Below are 19,422 nucleotides of genomic sequence, written 5' to 3' on the forward strand. Positions count from 1 at the left end.
GGAGGTCCTCAGTTGCCGAAGGGGCCCCACGCGGGTTCCCGGATGTCCGAGACGCCCGGCGTGGCCAGCTTCGCCTTGACCTTGCCGTCGAGCGTCGTCGTCATCAGGACGTCGCGGCCGCCGGCGCGTGTCGCGTAGACGATCAGCTTGCCGTTCGGGGCGAAGCTGGGGCTCTCGTCGTCGCTGGTGTCGGTGATCTGCTGGACCTGGCCGCCGCCGAGGTCCATCACGCACAGCTTGAAGGTGCCGCCGCCCACGCGCGTGACATAGGCCATCGTGCGGCCGTCGGGGCTGATGGACGGGCTGATGTTGTAGTTGCCGCTGAAGGTGACCCGTTCCGCGTTGCCGCCGCCGGCCGGCATGCGGTAGATCTGCGGCGCGCCGCCGCGGTCGCTGACGAAGTAGATCTGCGCGCCGTCGGGCGAGAAGGTCGCCTCGGTGTCGATGGCCGAGGTCTGCGTCAGGCGCTTCGCGCCCGAGCCGTCCTTGTTGATCAGGTACAGCTGCGAGCCGCCTTCGCGCGAGAGCGTGACCACCAGCTGCTGGCCGTTCGGCGAATACGACGGCGCGCTGTTGGTGCCGCGGAAGTCTGCGACCTTGCGGCGCTTGCCGGTGCGCAGGTCCTGGATCCAGACCACCGCCTTGCGCGACTCGAAGCTGACGTAGGCGACCTCGTTGCCGTCCGGCGACCAGGCCGGCGAGATGATCGCCTCGGGGCTGTTGAGCACGGTCTGCTCGCCCTCGCCGTCCGCGTCGGCGACGCGCAGCGAGTAGCGCGGGCCGGCCTTGTTCACGTAGACCAGCCGCGTGGCGAAGACGCCGCGCTCGCCGGTGAGCTTCTGGTAGATCGTGTCGGCGATCTTGTGCGCCGCCAGGCGCAGGTCGCCGGCGACGACGGGGACGCTCTCGCTGCCCAGGTCCGTGCCCTTGACGACGTCCCACAGGCGGTAGCGCACGTCGAAGCGGCCGTCGGCCAGGCGCGTCGCGGAACCGGCCGCCAGCGCGTCGGCGGCGCGCGCGCGCCAGTCGACGAACTGGGGTTGGGAGGTCTCGCTCATGCCGGCCTGGCCGGGCACGATGCTGAACTGGCCGCTGCGCTCGAGGTCGGCGCGGATGATCGCCGCCAGCGGCTGGCCGGTGGCCGATTCGTTGTTGAAGTCGCTGATCGCGATCGGCAGCCGGGTGGCGCCGACACCGGCGATCTCGACCCGGAACTGCGCGAGCGCCGGCATCGCCAGCCCTGCGGCCATGCCGCCGAGCAGTCCACGGCGCGTCAGCGCGCCAATGCCGGGAGGAAGAAGAGCGGAAGGGGTGGCAATCGTCTTGGTGCTCATCGGCTTGCGGAACGAATGGAGGCCTGATTGTGCCCGAGGCCTGTACGGGTGTTTCGGATCGGCGAGGTTACAAAGGGCAAGGCCCTCGGCAAGCCGCGCGCCACCCTGCATGGACAAGTTGGCCGACTACTCGAACCAGTTGATTTCAACGGCGCGTTCCATCAATTGCAGTCATGGCGTCGGATCCGCCCTTTTCCCAGAATCACTTCTTTCGCCCGCGCGCCCCGCCGCGACCACCGAAAGGAAGTCATGTCCCTGCCGCCCTCCGTCCATCGCCCGCCCGCCTGGTCCTGGTGGTCGTTCGTCGGCCGCCTGCTTCTGCCGCGCATGGGCGGCACGGTCCAGGCGTGGCTGATCGCCATCGTGTGCCTGGTGTGCATCGGGCTCTACCGGGCCGTACTGGCCCAGACGCTGCCCTCCGCCACGGACACCCGTGAAGGGTCGTTGACGCTGGTGATCCCGTTCAGTGCCGGCAGCGGACCGGACCATGTCGCGCGCACGATGGCGCTGGTCTGGCGCGAGCGTTCAGGGGAGCAGGTGCTGGTACGCAATCTCCCGGACCGCCAGGGCTACGTCGCGTCGCGCCAGGTGGCGACCGCGCCACCCGACGGACGGATGCTGCTGCTGACCTGCAGCACCTTGCTGGAGCGCCCCGCGCGCCTGGCCGACGACCCGTTCCAGCCCCCGGCCGCTTCGGCGGAGGACTTCACCCCGATCGCGCGCGTCGGCCAGCTCCCGTTCGTCACCGTGTTCCCGCCGCGCATGTTCGGTCGATGGCTGACGCCGCTGTCGACGCCGCCGTCCCTGGCCGGCGTGGCCAGCGCCCTCCCCGCGTCGATCGCCGATCCCCGGTTCGCGGCCGGTGCGGCACTGGCCGATCCGCCGGATCGTGCGGATTTCGACGACCTCGACATGCGTGACGTGCCGGCCTGGAACGCGTTGCTCGCACCGCCGCGACTGCCCGGTGCACTCGCGGCCCGGTTGCGCACGGTCTGGGGGCAGGTCGTGTCCGATGCCCGCGTGCGCCTCGCGCTGGCGCAGAGCGGCACGGAACTGTGGGAACGGATCCCCAAGGAGTCCTCGCGATGACCGGCATTTCCTTCAAGCACGTCGTTGCGGCGACCGCACACTTCCACCGGCTGGTCCGCGCCCGGCTGGTGATCGAGGACGGCCTCGCCCATGCGCAGACGCAGATCCTCGGCGCCGCACGGCTGGCGGGTCTGCTGATGTTCCGCAGCTTCCGCGTCGACATCGCCACGCTCGCGCCGGGCATGCGACTGCCGTCGGAAGAGGCCGAGCTTCACGGTGCCCGGCTGCGCGAGGTCCTGCTGGCGACCTTGCAGCAGCTCGGCCATGCGCTCCACCTCGACGAGGTCGATCATCACTGCAAGAGCGCGGCACTGTCCCGGCTGGCGTTCGTCGAAGTGCACGAGCGCCTCACCCTGCCGGTGCTGGCGTACCTGGAGCAGTCGCCGATGAGCGTGCGCGATGCGGCGGTGGCCGCGGCCACCGCGACCGCCGGCGTGATCCATGACCATGCGCCCGCGATGCCCGCGTACCAGGCCACGGCGCTCGCGCTCCACGGCTTCGAGGAAGGCTTGACGACGGTGCCCTGGCCGCTGGCGTCGACCTGCGCCGCCGCGATCTTCGGCCGGCCCTCCCGGGCCTACATCAGCACGATGTCGTAGTGCTCGGTCTGGTTCGTCGGCTCGGCGGTCAGCGAGATCGGCTTGCCGATGAAGTCCGACAGCCCGGCCAGATGCTGGTTCTCCTCGTCGAGCAGCATCTCGACGACGTTGGCCGCCGCCACCACGCGGAACTCCTTCGGATTGAACTGGCGCGACTCGCGCAGGATCTCCCGCAGGATCTCGTAGCAGATGCTGCGGGCGGTCTTGACCTGGCCGCGGGCCTCGCAGGTCGGGCACGGCTCGCAGAGCATGCGGGCCAGCGACTCGCGGGTGCGCTTGCGCGTCAGCTCGACCAGCCCCAGCTGCGTGAAGCCGCCGATCGTGACCTTGGTGCGATCACGGCTGAGCTGCTTGCGGAACTCCTGCAGCACCGCGGTCTTGTGCTCCTCGCGGGTCATGTCGATGAAGTCGACGATGATGATCCCGCCCAGGTTGCGCAGCCGCAGCTGGCGCGCGATGGCGCCCGCCGCCTCGAGGTTGGTCTTGAAGATCGTGTCGTCGAAATTGCGCGCGCCGACGAAGCCGCCGGTGTTGACGTCGATCGTCGTCATCGCCTCGGTCTGGTCGATGATCAGGTAACCGCCTGACTTCAGGTCCACGCGCCGCGCCAGCGCGCGGGCGATCTCCGCATCGATGTTGTTGAGGTCGAAGATCGGGCGCTCGCCGCGATACAGCTCCAGCTTGGCGGTCGCCGTCGGCATGTAGGTCTCGCCGAACTGGCGCACCACGTCGTACTGGAGCTTGGCGTCGATCCGGATCGAATTGGTCCGGTCGCTGGCCAGGTCGCGCAGCACGCGCTCGACCAGGCTCAGGTCCTGGAACAGCAGGCTGCCGGGCGGCAGGCTCAAGGACTTCTCGCGGATCGAGTTCCAGGTCTTGCGCAGGTAACCGATGTCCGCGCCGAGTTCCTCGTCGCTGGCCTCCTCGGCGTTGGTCCGCAGGATGAAGCCGCCCGTGTTGCCGTCCTGCACGCCGGCCGACACCAGCGTCTGCATGCGCGCCCGCAGCGCGTCACGCGCCTCGGGCGAACCGATCTTCTGCGAGATGCCGATGTGGTTGTCCTGCGGCAGGTGCACGAGCAGCCGGCCGGCGATCGAGATCTGCGTCGACAGCCGCGCGCCCTTGGTGCCGATCGGGTCCTTGATGACCTGCACGGTCAAGGCCTGGCCCTCGTAGACCTGGCGCTCGATCGGCACGGCCTGGGCGCCGTCCCCGTGCGCGCCGTGATGGCCGCGGGGATTCACGCCGTTCAGGTGCAGGTCCGCGACATGCAGGAAGGCCGCCCGTTCCAGCCCGATGTCGATGAACGCGGACTGCATGCCCGGCAGCACCCGCGCGACCTTGCCGAGATAGACGTTGCCGACGAGGCCGCGTTCCAGCGTCCGTTCGATGTGCAGTTCCTGCACGGCCCCGTTCTCGACCACAGCCACCCGCGTCTCCTGCGGGGTCCAGTTGATCAGGATGTCTTCCATGTTCTTGTACTCCAGCGCTCTCGTCAGCCTCGGGGCTGGCGGCAACGCTCGAGTCGCCTTACGGAAAGCTTTGTCGGTCCAGGGTCCGCTCTTGATGCTTCGTCAGGCTCAGCGCCGCGCTCCGGTCTCAGACAACGACACCGGCCTCCCGCAACAGCTGAGCCGTTTCGAACAACGGCAGGCCCATGATGCCCGAATAACTGCCGGCGATGTGTTCGATCCAGGCGGCGGCCTGACTTTGTATCGCATAGGCGCCGGCCTTGCCCATGGGTTCGCCGGAAGCCACATAGGCGCGCAGGCGCTCGTCGCCGATCTCGGCGAAACGCACCAGCGACACGTTGACCGCGCTCAGCACGCGGCCGTCCGGCGTGCCGATGGCGACGGCCGTCAGCACGCGGTGTTCGCGGCCGGACAGGCTGGCCAGCATGGCCGACGCATGCGCGGCGTCGTCGGGCTTGCCGAGGATGCGATCGCCGATCGCCACCGTCGTGTCCGAACACAGCACCGGCGCCGACGGCAAGCCGCGGCGTTCGCGGCGTTGCAGCGCAGCATCGAGCTTGGCCGCGGTGACGCGGCGCACGTAGGCGTCCGGCGACTCACCGTCGATCACGGCCTCGAGCGCTTCGGCATCTTCCTCGGCGCCGGGCAGCAGCAGTTCATGGCGGATGCCGATCTGCTCCAGCAGTTGCCGGCGGCGCGGGCTCTGCGAAGCGAGGTAGACGAAGTCGGTGGAAGAGACGGCGGTCATGTCGAAGCGCTGGAACGATGGAGGCGGTGGAACAGCGACGTGGAGCGCGCGATGGCTCACTCCCGGTGATACGGATGGCCTTCCATGACGGACCAGGCCCGGTAGAGGCCTTCGGCCAGCAGCACGCGGACGAAGGCGTGCGGCAGCGTCAGGTCGGACAGGCGCAGCTTCTCGTCGGCGCGCGACTTGATGCTGCCGTCGAGTCCGTCCGGGCCGCCGATGAAGATCGCGACGTCGCGCCCGTCGCCGCGCCAGGTCTCGAGCCGCTGCGCGAGCTGCTTCGAGGTGACGCGCTCGCCGTGCTCGTCGAGCACCACGCGCCTGGCGCCCTTGGGGCAGACGGCGTCGAGGCGCTGCGCCTCGGCCGCCATCAGCTGCTCGGTCGACTTGCCGGTGGTGCGCGGTTCCGCCTTCACCGCCTTGAGCTCCAGCCGCATCTCGGGCGGGAAGCGCTTGGCGAAATCCTCATAGGCCTCATCGGCCCAGGCCGGCATCTTCTGGCCGACCGCGCACAACACCAGGCGCACGGGGTCAGGCCTTGGCCTTGGACTTCGTGCCGGTCTTCACCGTCGTCTTCTTGGCGGCGGGCTTGGACACCGACTTGGCCGCCGGTTTCGCTGCCGGCTTTCTCGCCGCGGCCGCCGGCTTGGCGGCGGCGACCTTGGGCGACACCTTCTTCGTCGCCGGCTTCTTGCTGCCGACCTTCACCGTCTCGACCGACGCCTTGGTAGCGGCAGGCTTGCGGGTGGACTTGGCGGCAGGCTTGGCCGCGGCCGCGGTGGTCTTGATGCTCGTCTTCTTGGCGGCAGGCTTGCCAGCCGGCTTGGCGGACTTGGTCGCGGCGGACTTCGCCGGCGCGGCCTTCGTCGCCGACTTCGCGGCGGCCGACTTCGTGCCGGTCGCGCGCGTCGGGGCCTTCTTGGACGCGGCGCCGATCGCCTCGCCGTCGACGGACTTGAGCTTGGTGGACTTCTTGTCGGCCTTCTCAGCCTTCTCGGCCTTCTCGGCCTTCTTGTCGGCCTTCTTGTCCGCGCCCTTGTCAGCCTTGTCGGCCTTCTTGGCCGAGGACTTCTTCGCCTTCGGCGCGTCGTCCTCGTCGTCCATCGGCTCGGACGCCTTCACCAGCTTCGTGCCGCTGTTGCCCAGCTTGAGCTTCACCGGCTTGCCGCCCCAGATCTCTTCCAGGTGGTAGTACTGGCGGATCGCCGGCTGCATCAGGTGGACCACGGCGGCGCCGCAGTCGACGATGATCCATTCGCCGTTGTCTTCGCCCTCGGTGCGCATGACCTGCATGCCGCGCTTCTTGACCGTCTCGCGCACGCTGGAGGCCAGCGCCTTGGTCTGCCGGTTGCTCGTGCCCGAGGCGATGATCACGCGCTCGAACAGCGGCGACAGGCGCTCGGTGTCGAAGACCAGGATGTCCTGGCCCTTCACATCCTCAAGACCATCGACGATGGCACGTTCCAGTTTCTTGATGTCCATTCAGTTCTCACTGTAGAGACGGTGCCGGGCAATATAACCCGCCACCTCGTCGCCCACCACGGGCCCTACGTCAGCGCCCTCGGCCGCCAGTCGGCGGGCCTCGGTGGATGACCATTCCAGCGCCGGCATCGTCAGCCGGACCAGCCGATGCGGCCGTTCCAGCAGCGCCGCCGGCGCCTGTACCTTGTCCTGCGCGCGGGCCGCGACTGCCAGCCCCATGCGCTCGACCAGTTCCTCCCAGCCGTTCCAGCTTGGGAAGCCGGCCAACTGGTCCTGCCCGAGGATCAGCCAGAGCGCGTCGTCGGGGCGCTCCTGCTGATACTCGCGCACCGAGTCGAGCGTGTAGCTCGGCCCGGCACGTGTCATCTCGCGATCGTCGAGGACGAAGCGGGGATCCCCGCCCGCCCCCCCGATCGTCAACCGCACCATCTCGGCGCGGTCCGCGGCGTCCGCCATCTGGCGGCCCGACTTCTGCCACGGTCGCCCGGCGACGATCCAGCGGACCTCGTCCAGCGCCAGCTGGTCCAGCGCCGCATGCGCCAGCGCCAGGTGCGCGCGGTGCACCGGATCGAAGGACCCGCCGAACCATCCGACCTGCCGTGCCCGGTCCGGGCGGTCCGGGTGGTTCAAGCCGTTCGAGGGCCCCTCGGCAGCGCTGTCGCTCACTCGCGTCCCTTCAGAACCACAGGTGCGTCGGCACTTCGTCCGCCCAGTCGCGGGGGCGGAGGAAGTCGCTGTAGAGCTTCGCCTCGGGCGAGCCTGCCTCCGGCTGCCAGTCGTAGCGCCAGCGCGCCACCGGCGGCATCGACATCAGGATGGACTCGGTGCGCCCGCCCGACTGCAGCCCGAACAGCGTGCCGCGGTCGAAGACCAGGTTGAACTCGACGTAACGTCCGCGCCGGTATTCCTGGAAGTCGCGCTCGCGTTCGCCGTAGGCCAGGCCGTGCCGACGGTCGACGATCGGCTCGTAGGCGGGCAGGAACGCGTCGCCGACGGATTGGACCATGCCGAACGCCTTTTCGACGCCGCCCTCGGCGAAATCGTCGAAGAAGATGCCGCCGACGCCGCGCGGCTCGTTGCGATGCTTCAGGTGGAAGTACTCGTCGCACCACTGCTTGAAGCGCGGATAGAGCGCGTCGCCGTGCGGCTCCAGCGCCGCGCGGCAGGTGCGATGGAAATGCTGCGCGTCGCGCTCGAAGCCGTAGTACGGCGTCAGGTCCATGCCGCCGCCGAACCAGATGACCGGCTCGCGGTCGGGCGGCAGCGCCGCGAACATGCGCACGTTCATGTGGACCGTCGGCACGAACGGGTTGTGGGGGTGCAGCACCAGCGACACGCCCATCGCCTCGAACGGCGCGCCGGCGAGCTCGGGCCGATGCGCCGTCGCCGACGGCGGCAGCACGCGGCCGCGCACATGCGAGAAGTTGACGCCGCCGCGTTCGAACACGGCGCCGTTCTCGATCAGGCGCACCAGGCCGTCGCCTTCGAGGCGGCCGCCGGGCTCGCGCTGCCAGGCGTCGGTGATGAAGTCCTGACCGTCCAGACGCTCCAGCGTCGTGACGATCCGCTGCTGCAGACCGAGCAGGTAATCGCGCACCAGTTGCGTATTCATCGGGGATCTCCGTCCTTGGCGGCTTCGGGGTGGAATGCGGGGTGGGCGGCCGGGGGGGACGCCGGTCGGGGGTCAGTCTTCAACCGGATCGCTCCGGCGTTCCCGGGGTGCTTGCCCTGGCGGCCGCCCAGCACCTCGGCGAACAGCGCGAAGTCCTGCGCCGGATCGCCGCTGACCTCGACGAAGTCGGTGAACAGCACGCGCTTCGTCGAGAAGTCGAACGAGGCCAGCCCGACCGGCACGCCGGCCTGGACGGCGACGTGGTACGCGCCGGACTTCCAGTGATCGACATAGCCGCGCGTGCCCTCGGGCGCCACGATCAGCCAGAAGGAGTCGTCGCGCGCCTTGGCCTCGAGCATCTGCTGGACCGTGTCGGCGACCATGCCGTTGGCCGAGCGCCGGTTCACCGGCACGCCGCCGATCGCGCGCATCCAGCGGCCGACGACCGCCGGCTTGAACAGGCTGTCCTTGGCCCAGAACTTCAGCTGGAAGCCCAGGCTCCACTTCGTCAGCACGCCGATCGGGAAGTCCCAGTTCGACGTGTGCGGATAGACCATCACGACCCCCTGCTTCGCCGGCAGGCCGTCGCAGACGATGCGCCAGCCGAAGGCGCCCAGCACGGCGCGCGCCAGCGCGCTGCCGCCGGGCATCGGCGTCAGCGCGCCGGTCCATCGGCGGGGAGCGGAAGGGGCCACGTCAGGTCAGCGCTTGATGGCGCGATGGCCGATGTCCTGGCGGTACTGCTTGCCGTCGAACTGGATCGATTGCGCGGTCTGGTAGGCCAGCTGCTGCGCGTGGCGCACGGCCTCGCCCAGCGCCGTCACGCACAGCACGCGGCCGCCGCTGGTCACCAGCTGGCCGTCGTCCTGCATCGTGGTGCCGGCGTGGAAGACCATGGCCTCCTCGCCGTCCTCCGGAAGACCGGAGATCGCGTCGCCCTTGCGCGGCGACAGCGGATAACCGCTCGCGGCCATCACGACGCCCAGCGCGGCGCGGCGGTCCCACTGCAGCTCGACCTGGTCGAGCGTGCCGTCGGTCGCGTGCATCAGCACCTCGAACAGGTCGCTCTTGAGCCGCATCATGATCGGCTGCGTCTCGGGGTCGCCCATGCGGGTGTTGAACTCGACGGTGCGCGGCTGGCCGTGCGCGTCGATCATCAGCCCGGCGTACAGGAAGCCGGTGAACGGGGCGCCGTCGCGGGCCATGCCCTGGATCGTCGGCATGATGATCTCGTGCATCGCCTTGGCGTGGACGTTGGGCGTCACGACCGGCGCGGGCGAGTACGCCCCCATGCCGCCGGTATTCGGGCCCTGGTCGCCGTCGAGCAGGCGCTTGTGGTCCTGGCTGGTGGCCAGCGGCAGCACGTTGCGGCCGTCGCACAGCACGATGAAGCTGGCTTCCTCGCCTTCGAGGAACTGCTCGATGACGACGCGCGCGCCGCCTTCGTTGTGCACGACGCCGAGCTTGTTGTCCGCGAGGATCCAGTCGATCGCCTCATGCGCCTCGGCCAGCGTCATCGCGACGACCACGCCCTTGCCCGCCGCCAGGCCGTCGGCCTTGATGACGATCGGGGCGCCCTGCGCGTCGACGTAGGCATGCGCCTGGGTCGCGTCGCTGAAGGTCTCGTAGGCGGCGGTCGGGATGCCGTGGCGCTTCATGAACTCCTTGGCGAAGGCCTTGGAGCTCTCCAGCTGCGCGGCGGCCTTGGTCGGACCGAAGATGCGCAGGCCGCGGGCGCGGAACTCGTCGACGACGCCGGCGGCCAGGAAGGCTTCCGGGCCGACGACCGTCAACGTGATCTTCTGCTCGATGGCGAAGTCGGCCAGCGCCTTCACGTCGGTGATCGGGACGTTCTTCAGCAGCGGGTCGCGCGCGGTGCCGCCGTTGCCGGGGGCCACGAAGACCTGCGTGACACGCTCGCCCTGCGCCAGCCGCCATGCCAGCGCGTGTTCACGGCCACCATTGCCAAGGACCAGGACCTTCATTCGGACAGGCTCGCGTTGTTGTAGACGTCCTGGACGTCGTCCAGGTCCTCGATCACATCCAGCAGCTTCTGCATGCGGGCGGCATCTTCGCCGGTCAGCTCGATGGTGTTCTCGGCGCGCATCGTGACTTCGGCGATCTCCGGCTTCAGGCCGGCGGCCTCGAGCGCGTTCTTGACGGCTTCGTAGTCGGCGGGCGCGGTCAGCACCTCGATGGCGCCGTCGTCGTCGGTCAGGACGTCCTCGGCGCCGGCTTCCAGCGCGACTTCCATGACCTTGTCCTCCGACGTGCCCGGCGCGAACACCAGCTGGCCGCAGTGCTTGAACTGGAAGGCCACCGAGCCTTCGGTGCCCAGGTTGCCGCCGTACTTGCTGAACGCGTGGCGGACTTCGGCCACGGTGCGGACGCGGTTGTCGGTCATGCAGTCCACGATGATCGCGGCGCCGCCGATGCCGTAGCCCTCGTAGCGGATTTCCTCGTAGGTCACGCCGTCGAGATTGCCGGTGGCCTTGTCGACGTTGCGCTTGATGTTGTCGGCCGGCATGTTGGCGGCCTTGGCCTTCTCGATGGCCAGGCGCAGGCGGGGATTCATCGCCACGTCGGCACCGCCGGCGCGGGCCGAGACGATGATTTCACGCGTCAGACGGGTCCAGACCTTGCCGCGCTTCTCGTCCTGGCGGCCCTTGCGGTGCTGGATGTTCGCCCATTTGGAATGCCCTGCCATGTCCTCGTTCTCCTGTGTCGCGGCCTGGAACAAATTCTCCGGGCCGGCGCGGTGGTTGCTTCGTTAGACTGCGATTTTAGCTTTTTTGCCTCTGGAGACTTCCGCATGGCCGACCCGATCCTGCTGGCCCGCCACGGCGACATCGAGTGCCAGTTGTTGCCCGCGCTGGCCAACCGCCACGGTCTCATCACCGGCGCGACCGGCACCGGCAAGACGATCAGTCTGCAGAAACTGGCCGAATCGTTCAGCCAACTGGGCGTTCCGGTCTTCATGGCGGACGTCAAGGGCGACCTGACCGGCATCTCGCAGGCCGGCGCGCCGTCGGCCAAGCTGCTGGCGGTGCTGAAGGAACGCGGCTTTGAACCGCCGGCGCCCATCGCCTGCCCGACGACGCTGTGGGACGTGTTCGGCGAACAGGGCCATCCGGTGCGCGCGACGGTCTCCGACATGGGCCCGCTGCTGCTGTCGCGGATGCTGGGGCTCAACGAGACTCAGGGCGGCGTGCTCCAGATGGTGTTCAAGATCGCCGACGACCACGGCCTGGCGCTGCTGGACCTGAAGGACCTGCGCGCGATGCTGCAGCACGTGGGCGACAACGCCAGCGAGTTCACGACCCAGTACGGCAACGTCTCCGCGGCCAGCGTGGGCGCGATCCAGCGCGGGCTGCTGCAGATCGAGGCGCAGGGCGGCGACAAGTTCTTCGGCGAGCCGATGCTCGACATCCACGACTTCATGCAGACGTCGGATGGACTCGGGGTCATCAACATCCTGGCGGCCGACAAGCTGATGGCCGCGCCGCGGCTGTACGCGACCTTCCTGCTGTGGATGCTGTCGGAGCTGTTCGAGGCGCTGCCCGAGGTCGGCGACCTGGACAAGCCCAAGCTGGTGTTCTTCTTCGACGAGGCCCACCTGCTGTTCAAGGACGCGCCGGCGGCGCTGGTGGAGCGCATCGAGCTGGTGGTCCGGCTGGTGCGCTCGAAGGGCGTCGGCGTCTACTTCGTGACGCAGAACCCGCTGGACATCCCCGACACGGTGCTGGGCCAGTTGGGCAACCGGGTGCAGCACGCGCTGCGCGCGTTCACGCCGCGCGATCAGAAGGCGGTCAAGGCGGCGGCGGACACGATGCGTCCGAAGCCGGGGCTGGACATCGCGATGGCGATCACCGAGCTGGGCGTCGGCGAAGCGCTGATCAGCCTGCTCGACGAGAAGGGCCGGCCCGCCATCACCGAGCGGGTGTTCGTGCTCCCGCCGGGCAGTCAGATCGGACCGATCACGCCGGAGCAGCGCAAGGCGCTGATCGCCGGGTCGCTGGTCGCCGGCGTCTACGAGAAACACGTCGACCGCGAGTCGGCATATGAAAAACTGACCGGCCGGGCCGCCACGTCCGCCGACGCGGCGCCGCAGCCGTCGCAGGCCGGCTCGCCGCGCGGCGGCGCCGGTGCCGGGTCGATGGCCGACGAGGCGGACCAGGCCTTGCGCCGCGCGCCGACCACGGGCCGCGGCGGGTCGCCCGCCCCCGCGCCCGCGCAGGACGACGGCGGCGGCCTGCTCGGCGGGCTGAAGGACGTGCTGTTCGGCAGCACCGGCCCGCGCGGCGGGCGTCACGAGGGGCTGGCGGAGACGGCGGCCAAGTCGGCGCTGCGCAGCATCGGTTCGTCGGTGGGTCGGGAGATCGTCCGGGGCGTGCTGGGCAGCCTGCTGGGCGGCGGGTCGACCAAGCGTCGACGCTGAACGGGCCCCGCGTCGACTGCCCCTCTCCCGCCTGCTGTATGGACGGGCAGTGGGGGCATCGGTACTGCGACCGCCGCTGGCCCTCACCCCTTCCCTCTCCCGCAAGCGGGAGAGGGAGCAAGAAGGGCGCAAGCATGGCCCCTCTCTCGCAAGCGAGGGGGATTCAGAGGAGCGCCGGTCGGACTCCCTCTCCCGCTTGCGGGAGAGGGCGGGGGTGAGGGCCAGCGGCGGCGGAAGTACCAGCAACCGGTGCATTTCACGCTGCCCGGCCACCGTTCGCGCCGGATCCGGGCGCCTCATCGCAATCCCATGGCCGGCCCGGGCGGGCGCCACGACAGTCGAGCCCATCGACAACACCCCGCCCCGGAGCCCGCCATGCACCCGACCCCGCTTCAGATCCTCTCCCACATCCCCGGCTTCGTCTGGGCGATCCTCGTGGTGATCCTGTACTTCGGCCTGAAGCAGAGCACCGCCACCGCAGTGCGCGCCAAGCGCCTGATCGTGCTGCCGGCGCTGTGGCTGGTGTTCGGCGCCTGGGGCGTGGAAAAGAGCTTCGGCCTGGACGGCCTGCCGGGCCTGGCCTGGCTGGGCGGCATCGTCGTCGGCGTGCTGGCGCTGCGCGCCCTGCGCTGGCCCGGCAACGTGCGCTATGACGCCGCCAGCCGCCGCTTCCTCGTCCCCGGCAGCTGGGTGCCGATGGGGCTGATGCTGGGCATCTTCGTCCTGAAGTTCGCCTCCGGCATGAGCCTGGCGCTGCACCCCGACTACGCCCACAACACCGCCTATGCGATCGGGTTCAGCGCCGCCTTCGGCCTGTTCAGCGGCGCCTTCCTGGGCCGGGCGATCAACATCCTGGGCCACCGTCCCCAGACGTCGGACGCGGTCGCTGCCTGACTGCCGGCCTGAGTTCCGACCCTCGCCGCGATCGCCGACACTCCGATCCCATGAGCACCCTGCCCCTCTCCCCGCCCGTGCGCTGGATCGTCCGGCACGTGCTCATCGTGCTGACGCTGACCCTGGTCATCTCCCTGGCGCTGACGATCGTGTTCAGCCAGCCCTTCGGCCCCACGCTGATCTACTGCTTCTTCATCTCGCTGTTCTGCGCCGCCAGCATCAACCTGCTGCGCTACGGACTGGGCTGGATCCGCTGGCGGCTGCTGGACCGCCTCGGCCGCGCGCCGGCCGAGCCCTTCGACTGGCCGGGCTGGCCGCTGATGGTGCTTTGCCTGCTGCTGGGCACCGGCGTGGGCTACAGCCTGGGCGTGGAGGTCGGCAACATGGTGACCGGCCTGCAGGAGAAGAGTCTGCTCTCCAGCCCCTTGCGTCGCGTGCTGAGCGTGATGGTGATCGCGCTGATCCCCGGCTTCGGCGCGACGCTGTTCTTCCTGTCCCGCCATCGCATCGCCGCCGCCGAGGCACGTGCCGAGACGCTGCGCCGCCAGGCCGCCGAGACGCAACTGCGGCTGCTCGAATCGCAGCTCGAGCCGCACATGCTGTTCAACACGCTGGCCAACCTGCGCGTGTTGATCGGGATGGACGCGGACCGGGCGCAGGCGATGCTGGACCACCTGATCGCCTTCCTGCGCGCGACGCTGTCGGCCTCCCGCGCCGAACGCCATCCGTTGAAGGACGAGTTCGCCCGCCTGGCCGACTACCTGGCGCTGATGCAGGTCCGGATGGGGTCGCGGCTGCGCTTCGAGTTCGACCTGCCCGAGGCACTGCGCGAGGTGCCGGTGCCGCCGCTGCTGCTGCAGCCGCTGGTGGAGAACGCGATCAAGCACGGCCTGGAGCCGCACGTCGGCGGCGGCACGCTGCGGGTGCGGGCGGCCGAGGTCGAGGGTCAGTTGTTGCTCGACGTCGAGGACGACGGCGCGGGCTTCGACGCCGCGGCGGCGCGGTCGCCGGAGGGCGGCTTCGGCACGGTGCAGGTGCGCGACCGGCTGGCCGTCGCCTGCGGGCCGCAGGCGCGGCTGGAGCTGTCGCGGCTGGACCTGTCCCGCCCGGAGGGCGGCGGCACGCGGGCGAGGATCCGCATGCCGCTGCCCTCGCCTACGCCCGCATCCGGGGCTGCATCCGGGTCCGCCTCGGAATCGGCGTCCAGGCCCGGCCCCTGCGTCACGCGCTGAATCGATCCGTCCCTTCTGGAGGAAAACATCCATGCCCACCGCCCTGATCGCCGAAGACGAGGAACTGCTGGCCGCGCACCTGCGGCAGGAACTGAAGGCGCTCTGGCCCGAGCTGGAGGTCGTCGCGATGGCCACGCACGGCGAGGAGTCCGTGACGCTGGCGTTGCGGCACCGGCCGGAGGTCTGCTTCTTCGACATCCGCATGCCCGGCATGACCGGCCTGGAAGCGGCGGCGCAGCTCGCCGACGACTGGGACGACGAAGGATCCGGCGGAACTGCATTTCCGTTGCTGGTGTTCGTGACCGCCTACGACCAGTTCGCGCTTCAGGCGTTCGATCGCGCGGCGGTGGACTACGTCCTCAAGCCCGTGCAGCGCGAGCGGCTGGGGCAGACGGTCTCGCGATTGAAAGCGGCGCTCGCGCAGCGGCAACAGCCGCCCGCGGCGCTGGAGTCGGCGCTCGAGCAACTGCGTGGGCTGCTGGGCGTCGGGGCGCCCTCGACGGCGGGCGGGGCGACGGCCTCCGCGCCGTCCGGCGCGCCTGCCGCGGCCGGGAGCGTGGCAGCGACGCTGCGCCACCTGCAGGTCGGTGTCGGCGAGTCCATCGTGCTGGTGCCGGTCGACGACGTCGTCTACCTGGAGGCCGCGGACAAGTACGTCCGCGTGCTCACCGCCGATCAGGAATACCTGGTGCGGATCTCCCTGCGCGAGCTGCTCCCGCAGCTCGACGCGAACCGCTTCTGGCAGGTGCACCGCGGGCACATCGTGCACGTGGACGCCATCGAGCGCGTCCTCCGCGACGACACCGGCAAGCTCACCCTCCGGCTGCGCCGCCGGCCCGAGAAGCTGGCGGTGAGCCGGATGTACGGGCACCTGTTCCGGGCGATGTGAGCCGCCGGACGGCGCTGACCCGTCCCCGGTGCGCGCCAGTCACTGGCCCGATGAGCGCTGAGGTCAGAGGACGAAGGTCGCTCCGGACGCCAGGTGGATCGTCAGGTCCGTGCCGTGGTTCGCCGTGACGAGGGTCCGCGAGTCGAAGCCGGTGGAGATGTCGTCCCCGGGATAGGGATAGGCCTGGCCCTTCTCGTCCTTGTCGATGCCATCGACACGCACCTCGACGTCCGCCCCCAGCAGGCGATCCATCGTCGCGTGCGGCGAATGCAATGCCAGTTCCGGCGTGGCGGGCAGCGGCCGGCCCGGCGACTTGTCATCCATGTCCAGGATGGCATCGGACGTGGCGTCGGGCTTCCGATCCGGTGGGGGATCGGGCGCCGACTCCGGCTTCCGCTCCGGCGTGGGATCGGGCTTCGGCCCGGGCAGCCGTTCCGGCCTCGGCTCCGGCGTCGGCTTTGGCATGAGCGGCGTCGGCCCCGATCCCCCGGCCAGGGCTGTCGCGGAGCCCGCAGCACCCACCAGCCCGGCCACCAGGGCGGGAACGGCCTTGTCGATCGCGCCATCGGCGTTGCAGGCGGACCCTGACGCAGCCTCGCGATCGGCCTGTTCAGGCGCGTCGCCGGCGACTGGAGCGACGCGCTCCGGTTCCGTGCCTGCCGACGCCTCGGCTTCGGGCTCGTCGGAAGGCGCTGGGGCGGACGCGGACTCGGCCGCCTGGTCGACGACGCGGCGCTGGCGCGGATCCGGTGTTTGAAAGCGCAAGGAAGACGTCGGGGTCGCAGTTCTGGAAGCTCGCATCGGCGTGTGTTCAGGTTGTCGCATGAGGAACCTGGCAGTCTCAAAGAGATGCTGATCCGCCTCCATGACCCTCACCGCCCGTCGCCGGATACGCCGCCCGCTCATCGAAGGGTGTCACCGGCTTCGATGCGGCATCCGCCCCAGGCGAACGCCGGCAGCGACGCCGCTGATCGAACATCTGCCCATTGAGAGTGAGCGCGTCGGCCCCCACGTAGAATCCACGGCCTTCCTTGAGACTTCATCCACCGATGTCCAGCCACGACAAGACCGCCGGCGCTCCCGCGCCCGACAAGACGGACGCCGCCGTCAAGCCCAGCAACTTCCTGCGCGCCATCATCGAGCGCGACCTGGAACAGGGCTTCCAGCCGGCGCGCCACTTCGGCGGCAGCCCGGGCGACGCGGCGCATCACGCCGCCGGTCCGCTGGACCCGGCCAGGATCCGCACCCGCTTCCCGCCCGAGCCCAACGGCTACCTGCACATCGGCCACGCCAAGTCGATCTGCCTGAACTTCGGCCTGGCGCGCGACTACGGCGGCATCTGCCACCTGCGCTTCGACGACACCAACCCGGAGAAGGAAGAGCAGGAATACGTCGACGCGATCAAGGAGATGGTCGCCTGGCTGGGCTGGCGCTGGGACGCCGCGGACGCGGGCGGCCACGAGACCAGCCACCTCTTCTACGCCAGCAACTACTTCGACCTGATGTACCGGGGCGCGGAGTACCTGGTGTCGCAAGGCCTGGCCTACGTGGACGAGCAGTCCCCCGAGGACATGCGCGCCAACCGCGGCGACTTCGGCACGCCGGGCAAGAACAGCCCCTTCCGTGACCGGACGCCCGAGCAACACCTGACCCGCCTGCGCGAGATGCGCGACGGCAAGCACCCCGACGGCTCGATGGTGCTGCGCGCCAAGATCGACATGGCGTCGCCCAACATCAACCTGCGCGATCCGGCGCTGTACCGCATCCGCCGCGCGACGCACCACAACACCGGCGACCAGTGGTGCATCTACCCGATGTACACCTACGCGCATCCGATCGAGGACGCGCTGGAGTGCATCACGCACAGCGTCTGCACGCTGGAGTTCGAAGACCAGCGCCCGTTCTACGACTGGCTGGTCGAGCACCTGGCCGAAGGCGGCCTGCTCGCCCGCCCGTTGCCGCATCAGTATGAATTCGGCCGGCTGAACCTGACCTACGTCGTCACCAGCAAGCGCAAGCTGCGCCAACTGGTCGAAGAAGGCCACGTCGACGGCTGGGACGATCCGCGCATGCCCACGCTGGTCGGCATGCGCCGGCGCGGCTACACGCCCGAAGCGATCCGCGCGATGGTCGAGAGCACCGGCGCGTCCAAGACGAACGCCTGGATCGAGTACTCGGTGCTGGACGGCTACCTGCGCGCCGACCTCGAAGGCAAGGCCGCCCGCGCGATGGCGGTGCTGGATCCGGTCAAGCTCAAGCTCGAGAACTACGCGGAGATCTTCGGCTCGACCGATCACCGCGAGCCGTGCTCAGCCCCCGCCCATCCGCATGTGCCGGAACTCGGCACGCGCGCCTTCAGCCTCGGCCCCGAGCTCTGGATCGAGCGCGAGGACTTCATGGAAGTCCCGTCCAAGGGCTACCACCGCCTGTTCCCCGGCAACAAGGCGCGGCTGAAGTACGGCTACGTCATCGAGTGCACCGGCTGCGAGAAGGATGCCGACGGCACCATCACCGCGGTGCTCGCGAAGCTGGTGCCGGACACGAAGAGCGGCACGCCCGGTGCCGATGCCGTGAAGGTCAAGGGCGTGATCACCTGGGTCGGCGCGCATGAAGGCATCGCCACCGAGCTGCGCCTGTACGACCGCCTGTTCACCGAGGCCCAGCCGGACGCCGGCGACCGCAACTTCCTGGAGTTGCTGAACCCGGACGCCAAGCGCGTGACGCGCGGCTACCTGGAGCCCTCGCTGAAGGACGCCGCCCCGGACACCAAGGTCCAGTTCGAGCGGCACGGCTACTTCGTCGCCGATCGCGTCGACCATCGGGCCGACGCGCCGGTGTTCAACAAGATCACCGGGCTGCGGGACAGCTTCGGGAAGTAAAGGCGGCGCGCCGCGCCGCTCAGACCACCGGGTAGGCAGGGACGGCGAGCGTGTCCATCACGCCCGCCGTCACGCCACCCGCCGCCACATACGCGAGCTCCGCCGCCTTCTCGACGGCGTGCTCATGCTCGGCCGGTCGGCTGAGGGCCGGCTCCCCCTTGGACCGGCGGAACATGTCGGGCGTTTCCTTGACGAGGATCGGCGGCAGGGCCGCCTCATTCACGTCGACGGCATCGACGCCCTTCGTCGCGTGCTGCGCGCGCACCCATGCGCCCAGCTGGCTCAGCGCCGAGGCGAAGGTTTCCAACGCCTGCTCCAGACGGGGAGCGCCCGCGGCGAAGCCATCCTGGCAGGCGCCCGATCGAAAGCCCAGGCCCGTGTAGGGACCGAAGTCCCAGGTGGTCGGCGTGTACGTCGACCCAGGCTCGTACCTGTTGAACCCGCATCCATGGGAGAACAGGACGGGCATGACCGGCGTGACCGGCGTGACCGGCGTGACCGGCATGAGCGGCATGAGCGGCATGAGCGGCATGAGCGGCATGAGCGGCACGAATGGGACGGGCGGTCCAAAGAAGAAGTTGTTGAACATGGCGATGCTCCATGCAGTGGGACAAGCCGCCAGTGTCCGGAGCGTTCCAGCGATGCGCCATCGCGCGAGCATGCCGCGCCCCGAGGGGCGGCTCCCATCGACGGGTCAGCCGATGCCCTGCCCGGGCCGCGGACGTTCGCGCGGACACACGACCTGTCCGGGTCT

At 69.7% G+C, this 19,422-nt stretch carries 19 protein-coding genes; 7 read left to right on the top strand and 12 right to left on the bottom strand.

The features are described from left to right. Window positions 1-8: 8 nt before the first annotated feature. Complete coding sequence (tolB, locus tag AC07PR_RS21370; RefSeq protein WP_483105511.1) at window positions 9-1,334, bottom strand: Tol-Pal system beta propeller repeat protein TolB; 1,326 nt, start codon at window positions 1,332-1,334, stop codon at window positions 9-11. 249 nt (window positions 1,335-1,583) lie between these two features. Between tolB and AC07PR_RS21375 the strand changes: the two genes are divergently transcribed. Then, a complete protein-coding gene (locus AC07PR_RS21375; protein WP_495136484.1) occupies window positions 1,584-2,423 on the top strand; it encodes a type 2 periplasmic-binding domain-containing protein in 840 nt (279 codons plus the stop codon). Further along, entirely contained in the window at window positions 2,420-3,022 is a 603-nt protein-coding gene (locus AC07PR_RS21380) for a hypothetical protein (protein ID WP_377156635.1), read from the top strand. Before AC07PR_RS21375 ends, AC07PR_RS21380 begins: the two co-directional genes overlap by 4 nt. Here the strand turns inward: AC07PR_RS21380 and rng are convergent. The 9 genes from rng to AC07PR_RS21425 all read right to left on the bottom strand — a co-directional run bounded on the left by rng (window position 3,001) and on the right by AC07PR_RS21425 (window position 11,043). Next, window positions 3,001-4,494 carry a ribonuclease G gene (gene rng / locus AC07PR_RS21385; RefSeq protein ID WP_495136485.1) on the bottom strand — a complete coding sequence of 498 codons (1,494 nt, stop codon included), beginning with the start codon at window positions 4,492-4,494 and terminating at the stop codon, window positions 3,001-3,003. The genes AC07PR_RS21380 and rng overlap by 22 nt on opposite strands. Window positions 4,495-4,621: 127 nt before the next feature. Beyond that, on the bottom strand, window positions 4,622-5,242 hold the full coding sequence (locus tag AC07PR_RS21390) for a Maf family protein (protein ID WP_495136486.1): 621 nt from the start codon (window positions 5,240-5,242) through the stop codon (window positions 4,622-4,624). 56 nt (window positions 5,243-5,298) lie between these two features. After that, window positions 5,299-5,769: a 23S rRNA (pseudouridine(1915)-N(3))-methyltransferase RlmH gene (gene rlmH, locus AC07PR_RS21395; RefSeq protein WP_495136487.1), complete on the bottom strand. Its 471-nt coding sequence runs from the start codon at window positions 5,767-5,769 to the stop codon at window positions 5,299-5,301. Between the two features lie 4 nt (window positions 5,770-5,773). Then, a complete protein-coding gene (rsfS, locus tag AC07PR_RS21400; RefSeq protein WP_495136488.1) occupies window positions 5,774-6,724 on the bottom strand; it encodes a ribosome silencing factor in 951 nt (316 codons plus the stop codon). Further along, window positions 6,725-7,390, bottom strand: coding sequence for a nicotinate (nicotinamide) nucleotide adenylyltransferase (nadD, locus tag AC07PR_RS21405; RefSeq protein ID WP_495136489.1), 666 nt, complete (start codon window positions 7,388-7,390; stop codon window positions 6,725-6,727). Window positions 7,391-7,400: 10 nt separating this feature from the next. Beyond that, entirely contained in the window at window positions 7,401-8,336 is a 936-nt protein-coding gene (gene hemF, locus AC07PR_RS21410) for an oxygen-dependent coproporphyrinogen oxidase (protein ID WP_377156646.1), read from the bottom strand. Further along, the gene (locus AC07PR_RS21415) at window positions 8,333-9,031 is read right to left on the bottom strand and encodes a 1-acyl-sn-glycerol-3-phosphate acyltransferase (RefSeq protein WP_495136490.1); all 699 of its coding nucleotides are present in this window, start codon (window positions 9,029-9,031) and stop codon (window positions 8,333-8,335) included. Before AC07PR_RS21415 ends, hemF begins: the two co-directional genes overlap by 4 nt. Before the next feature lie 6 nt (window positions 9,032-9,037). After that, on the bottom strand, window positions 9,038-10,321 hold the full coding sequence (purD, locus tag AC07PR_RS21420; protein ID WP_431102314.1) for a phosphoribosylamine--glycine ligase: 1,284 nt from the start codon (window positions 10,319-10,321) through the stop codon (window positions 9,038-9,040). Further along, window positions 10,318-11,043, bottom strand: coding sequence for a YebC/PmpR family DNA-binding transcriptional regulator (locus tag AC07PR_RS21425; RefSeq protein WP_377156647.1), 726 nt, complete (start codon window positions 11,041-11,043; stop codon window positions 10,318-10,320). Before AC07PR_RS21425 ends, purD begins: the two co-directional genes overlap by 4 nt. 105 nt (window positions 11,044-11,148) lie before the next feature. On the opposite strand from AC07PR_RS21425, the gene AC07PR_RS21430 reads away from it, so the two are divergent. The 4 genes from AC07PR_RS21430 to AC07PR_RS21445 all read left to right on the top strand — a co-directional run bounded on the left by AC07PR_RS21430 (window position 11,149) and on the right by AC07PR_RS21445 (window position 15,789). Then, entirely contained in the window at window positions 11,149-12,774 is a 1,626-nt protein-coding gene (locus AC07PR_RS21430; protein WP_495136491.1) for a helicase HerA-like C-terminal domain-containing protein, read from the top strand. Between the two features lie 375 nt (window positions 12,775-13,149). Next, entirely contained in the window at window positions 13,150-13,668 is a 519-nt protein-coding gene (locus tag AC07PR_RS21435) for a DUF6622 family protein (RefSeq protein ID WP_483105502.1), read from the top strand. 50 nt (window positions 13,669-13,718) lie between these two features. After that, a complete protein-coding gene (locus AC07PR_RS21440) occupies window positions 13,719-14,900 on the top strand; it encodes a sensor histidine kinase (RefSeq protein WP_495136492.1) in 1,182 nt (393 codons plus the stop codon). 31 nt (window positions 14,901-14,931) lie between these two features. After that, on the top strand, window positions 14,932-15,789 hold the full coding sequence (locus AC07PR_RS21445) for a LytR/AlgR family response regulator transcription factor (protein WP_495136493.1): 858 nt from the start codon (window positions 14,932-14,934) through the stop codon (window positions 15,787-15,789). Window positions 15,790-15,852: 63 nt separating this feature from the next. Here the strand turns inward: AC07PR_RS21445 and AC07PR_RS21450 are convergent, their stop codons facing one another. After that, window positions 15,853-16,656: a hypothetical protein gene (locus tag AC07PR_RS21450; protein ID WP_495136494.1), complete on the bottom strand. Its 804-nt coding sequence runs from the start codon at window positions 16,654-16,656 to the stop codon at window positions 15,853-15,855. A 182-nt stretch (window positions 16,657-16,838) separates the two neighbouring features. On the opposite strand from AC07PR_RS21450, the gene AC07PR_RS21455 reads away from it, so the two are divergent. After that, window positions 16,839-18,668 carry a glutamine--tRNA ligase/YqeY domain fusion protein gene (locus tag AC07PR_RS21455; protein WP_377156655.1) on the top strand — a complete coding sequence of 610 codons (1,830 nt, stop codon included), beginning with the start codon at window positions 16,839-16,841 and terminating at the stop codon, window positions 18,666-18,668. Between the two features lie 19 nt (window positions 18,669-18,687). Here AC07PR_RS21455 and AC07PR_RS21460 read toward each other — a convergent pair whose 3' ends face one another. Then, complete coding sequence (locus AC07PR_RS21460; RefSeq protein ID WP_495136495.1) at window positions 18,688-19,257, bottom strand: hypothetical protein; 570 nt, start codon at window positions 19,255-19,257, stop codon at window positions 18,688-18,690. Window positions 19,258-19,422: the final 165 nt, after the last annotated feature.

Source organism: Roseateles sp. GW821-FHT09H11, assembly GCF_059415845.1.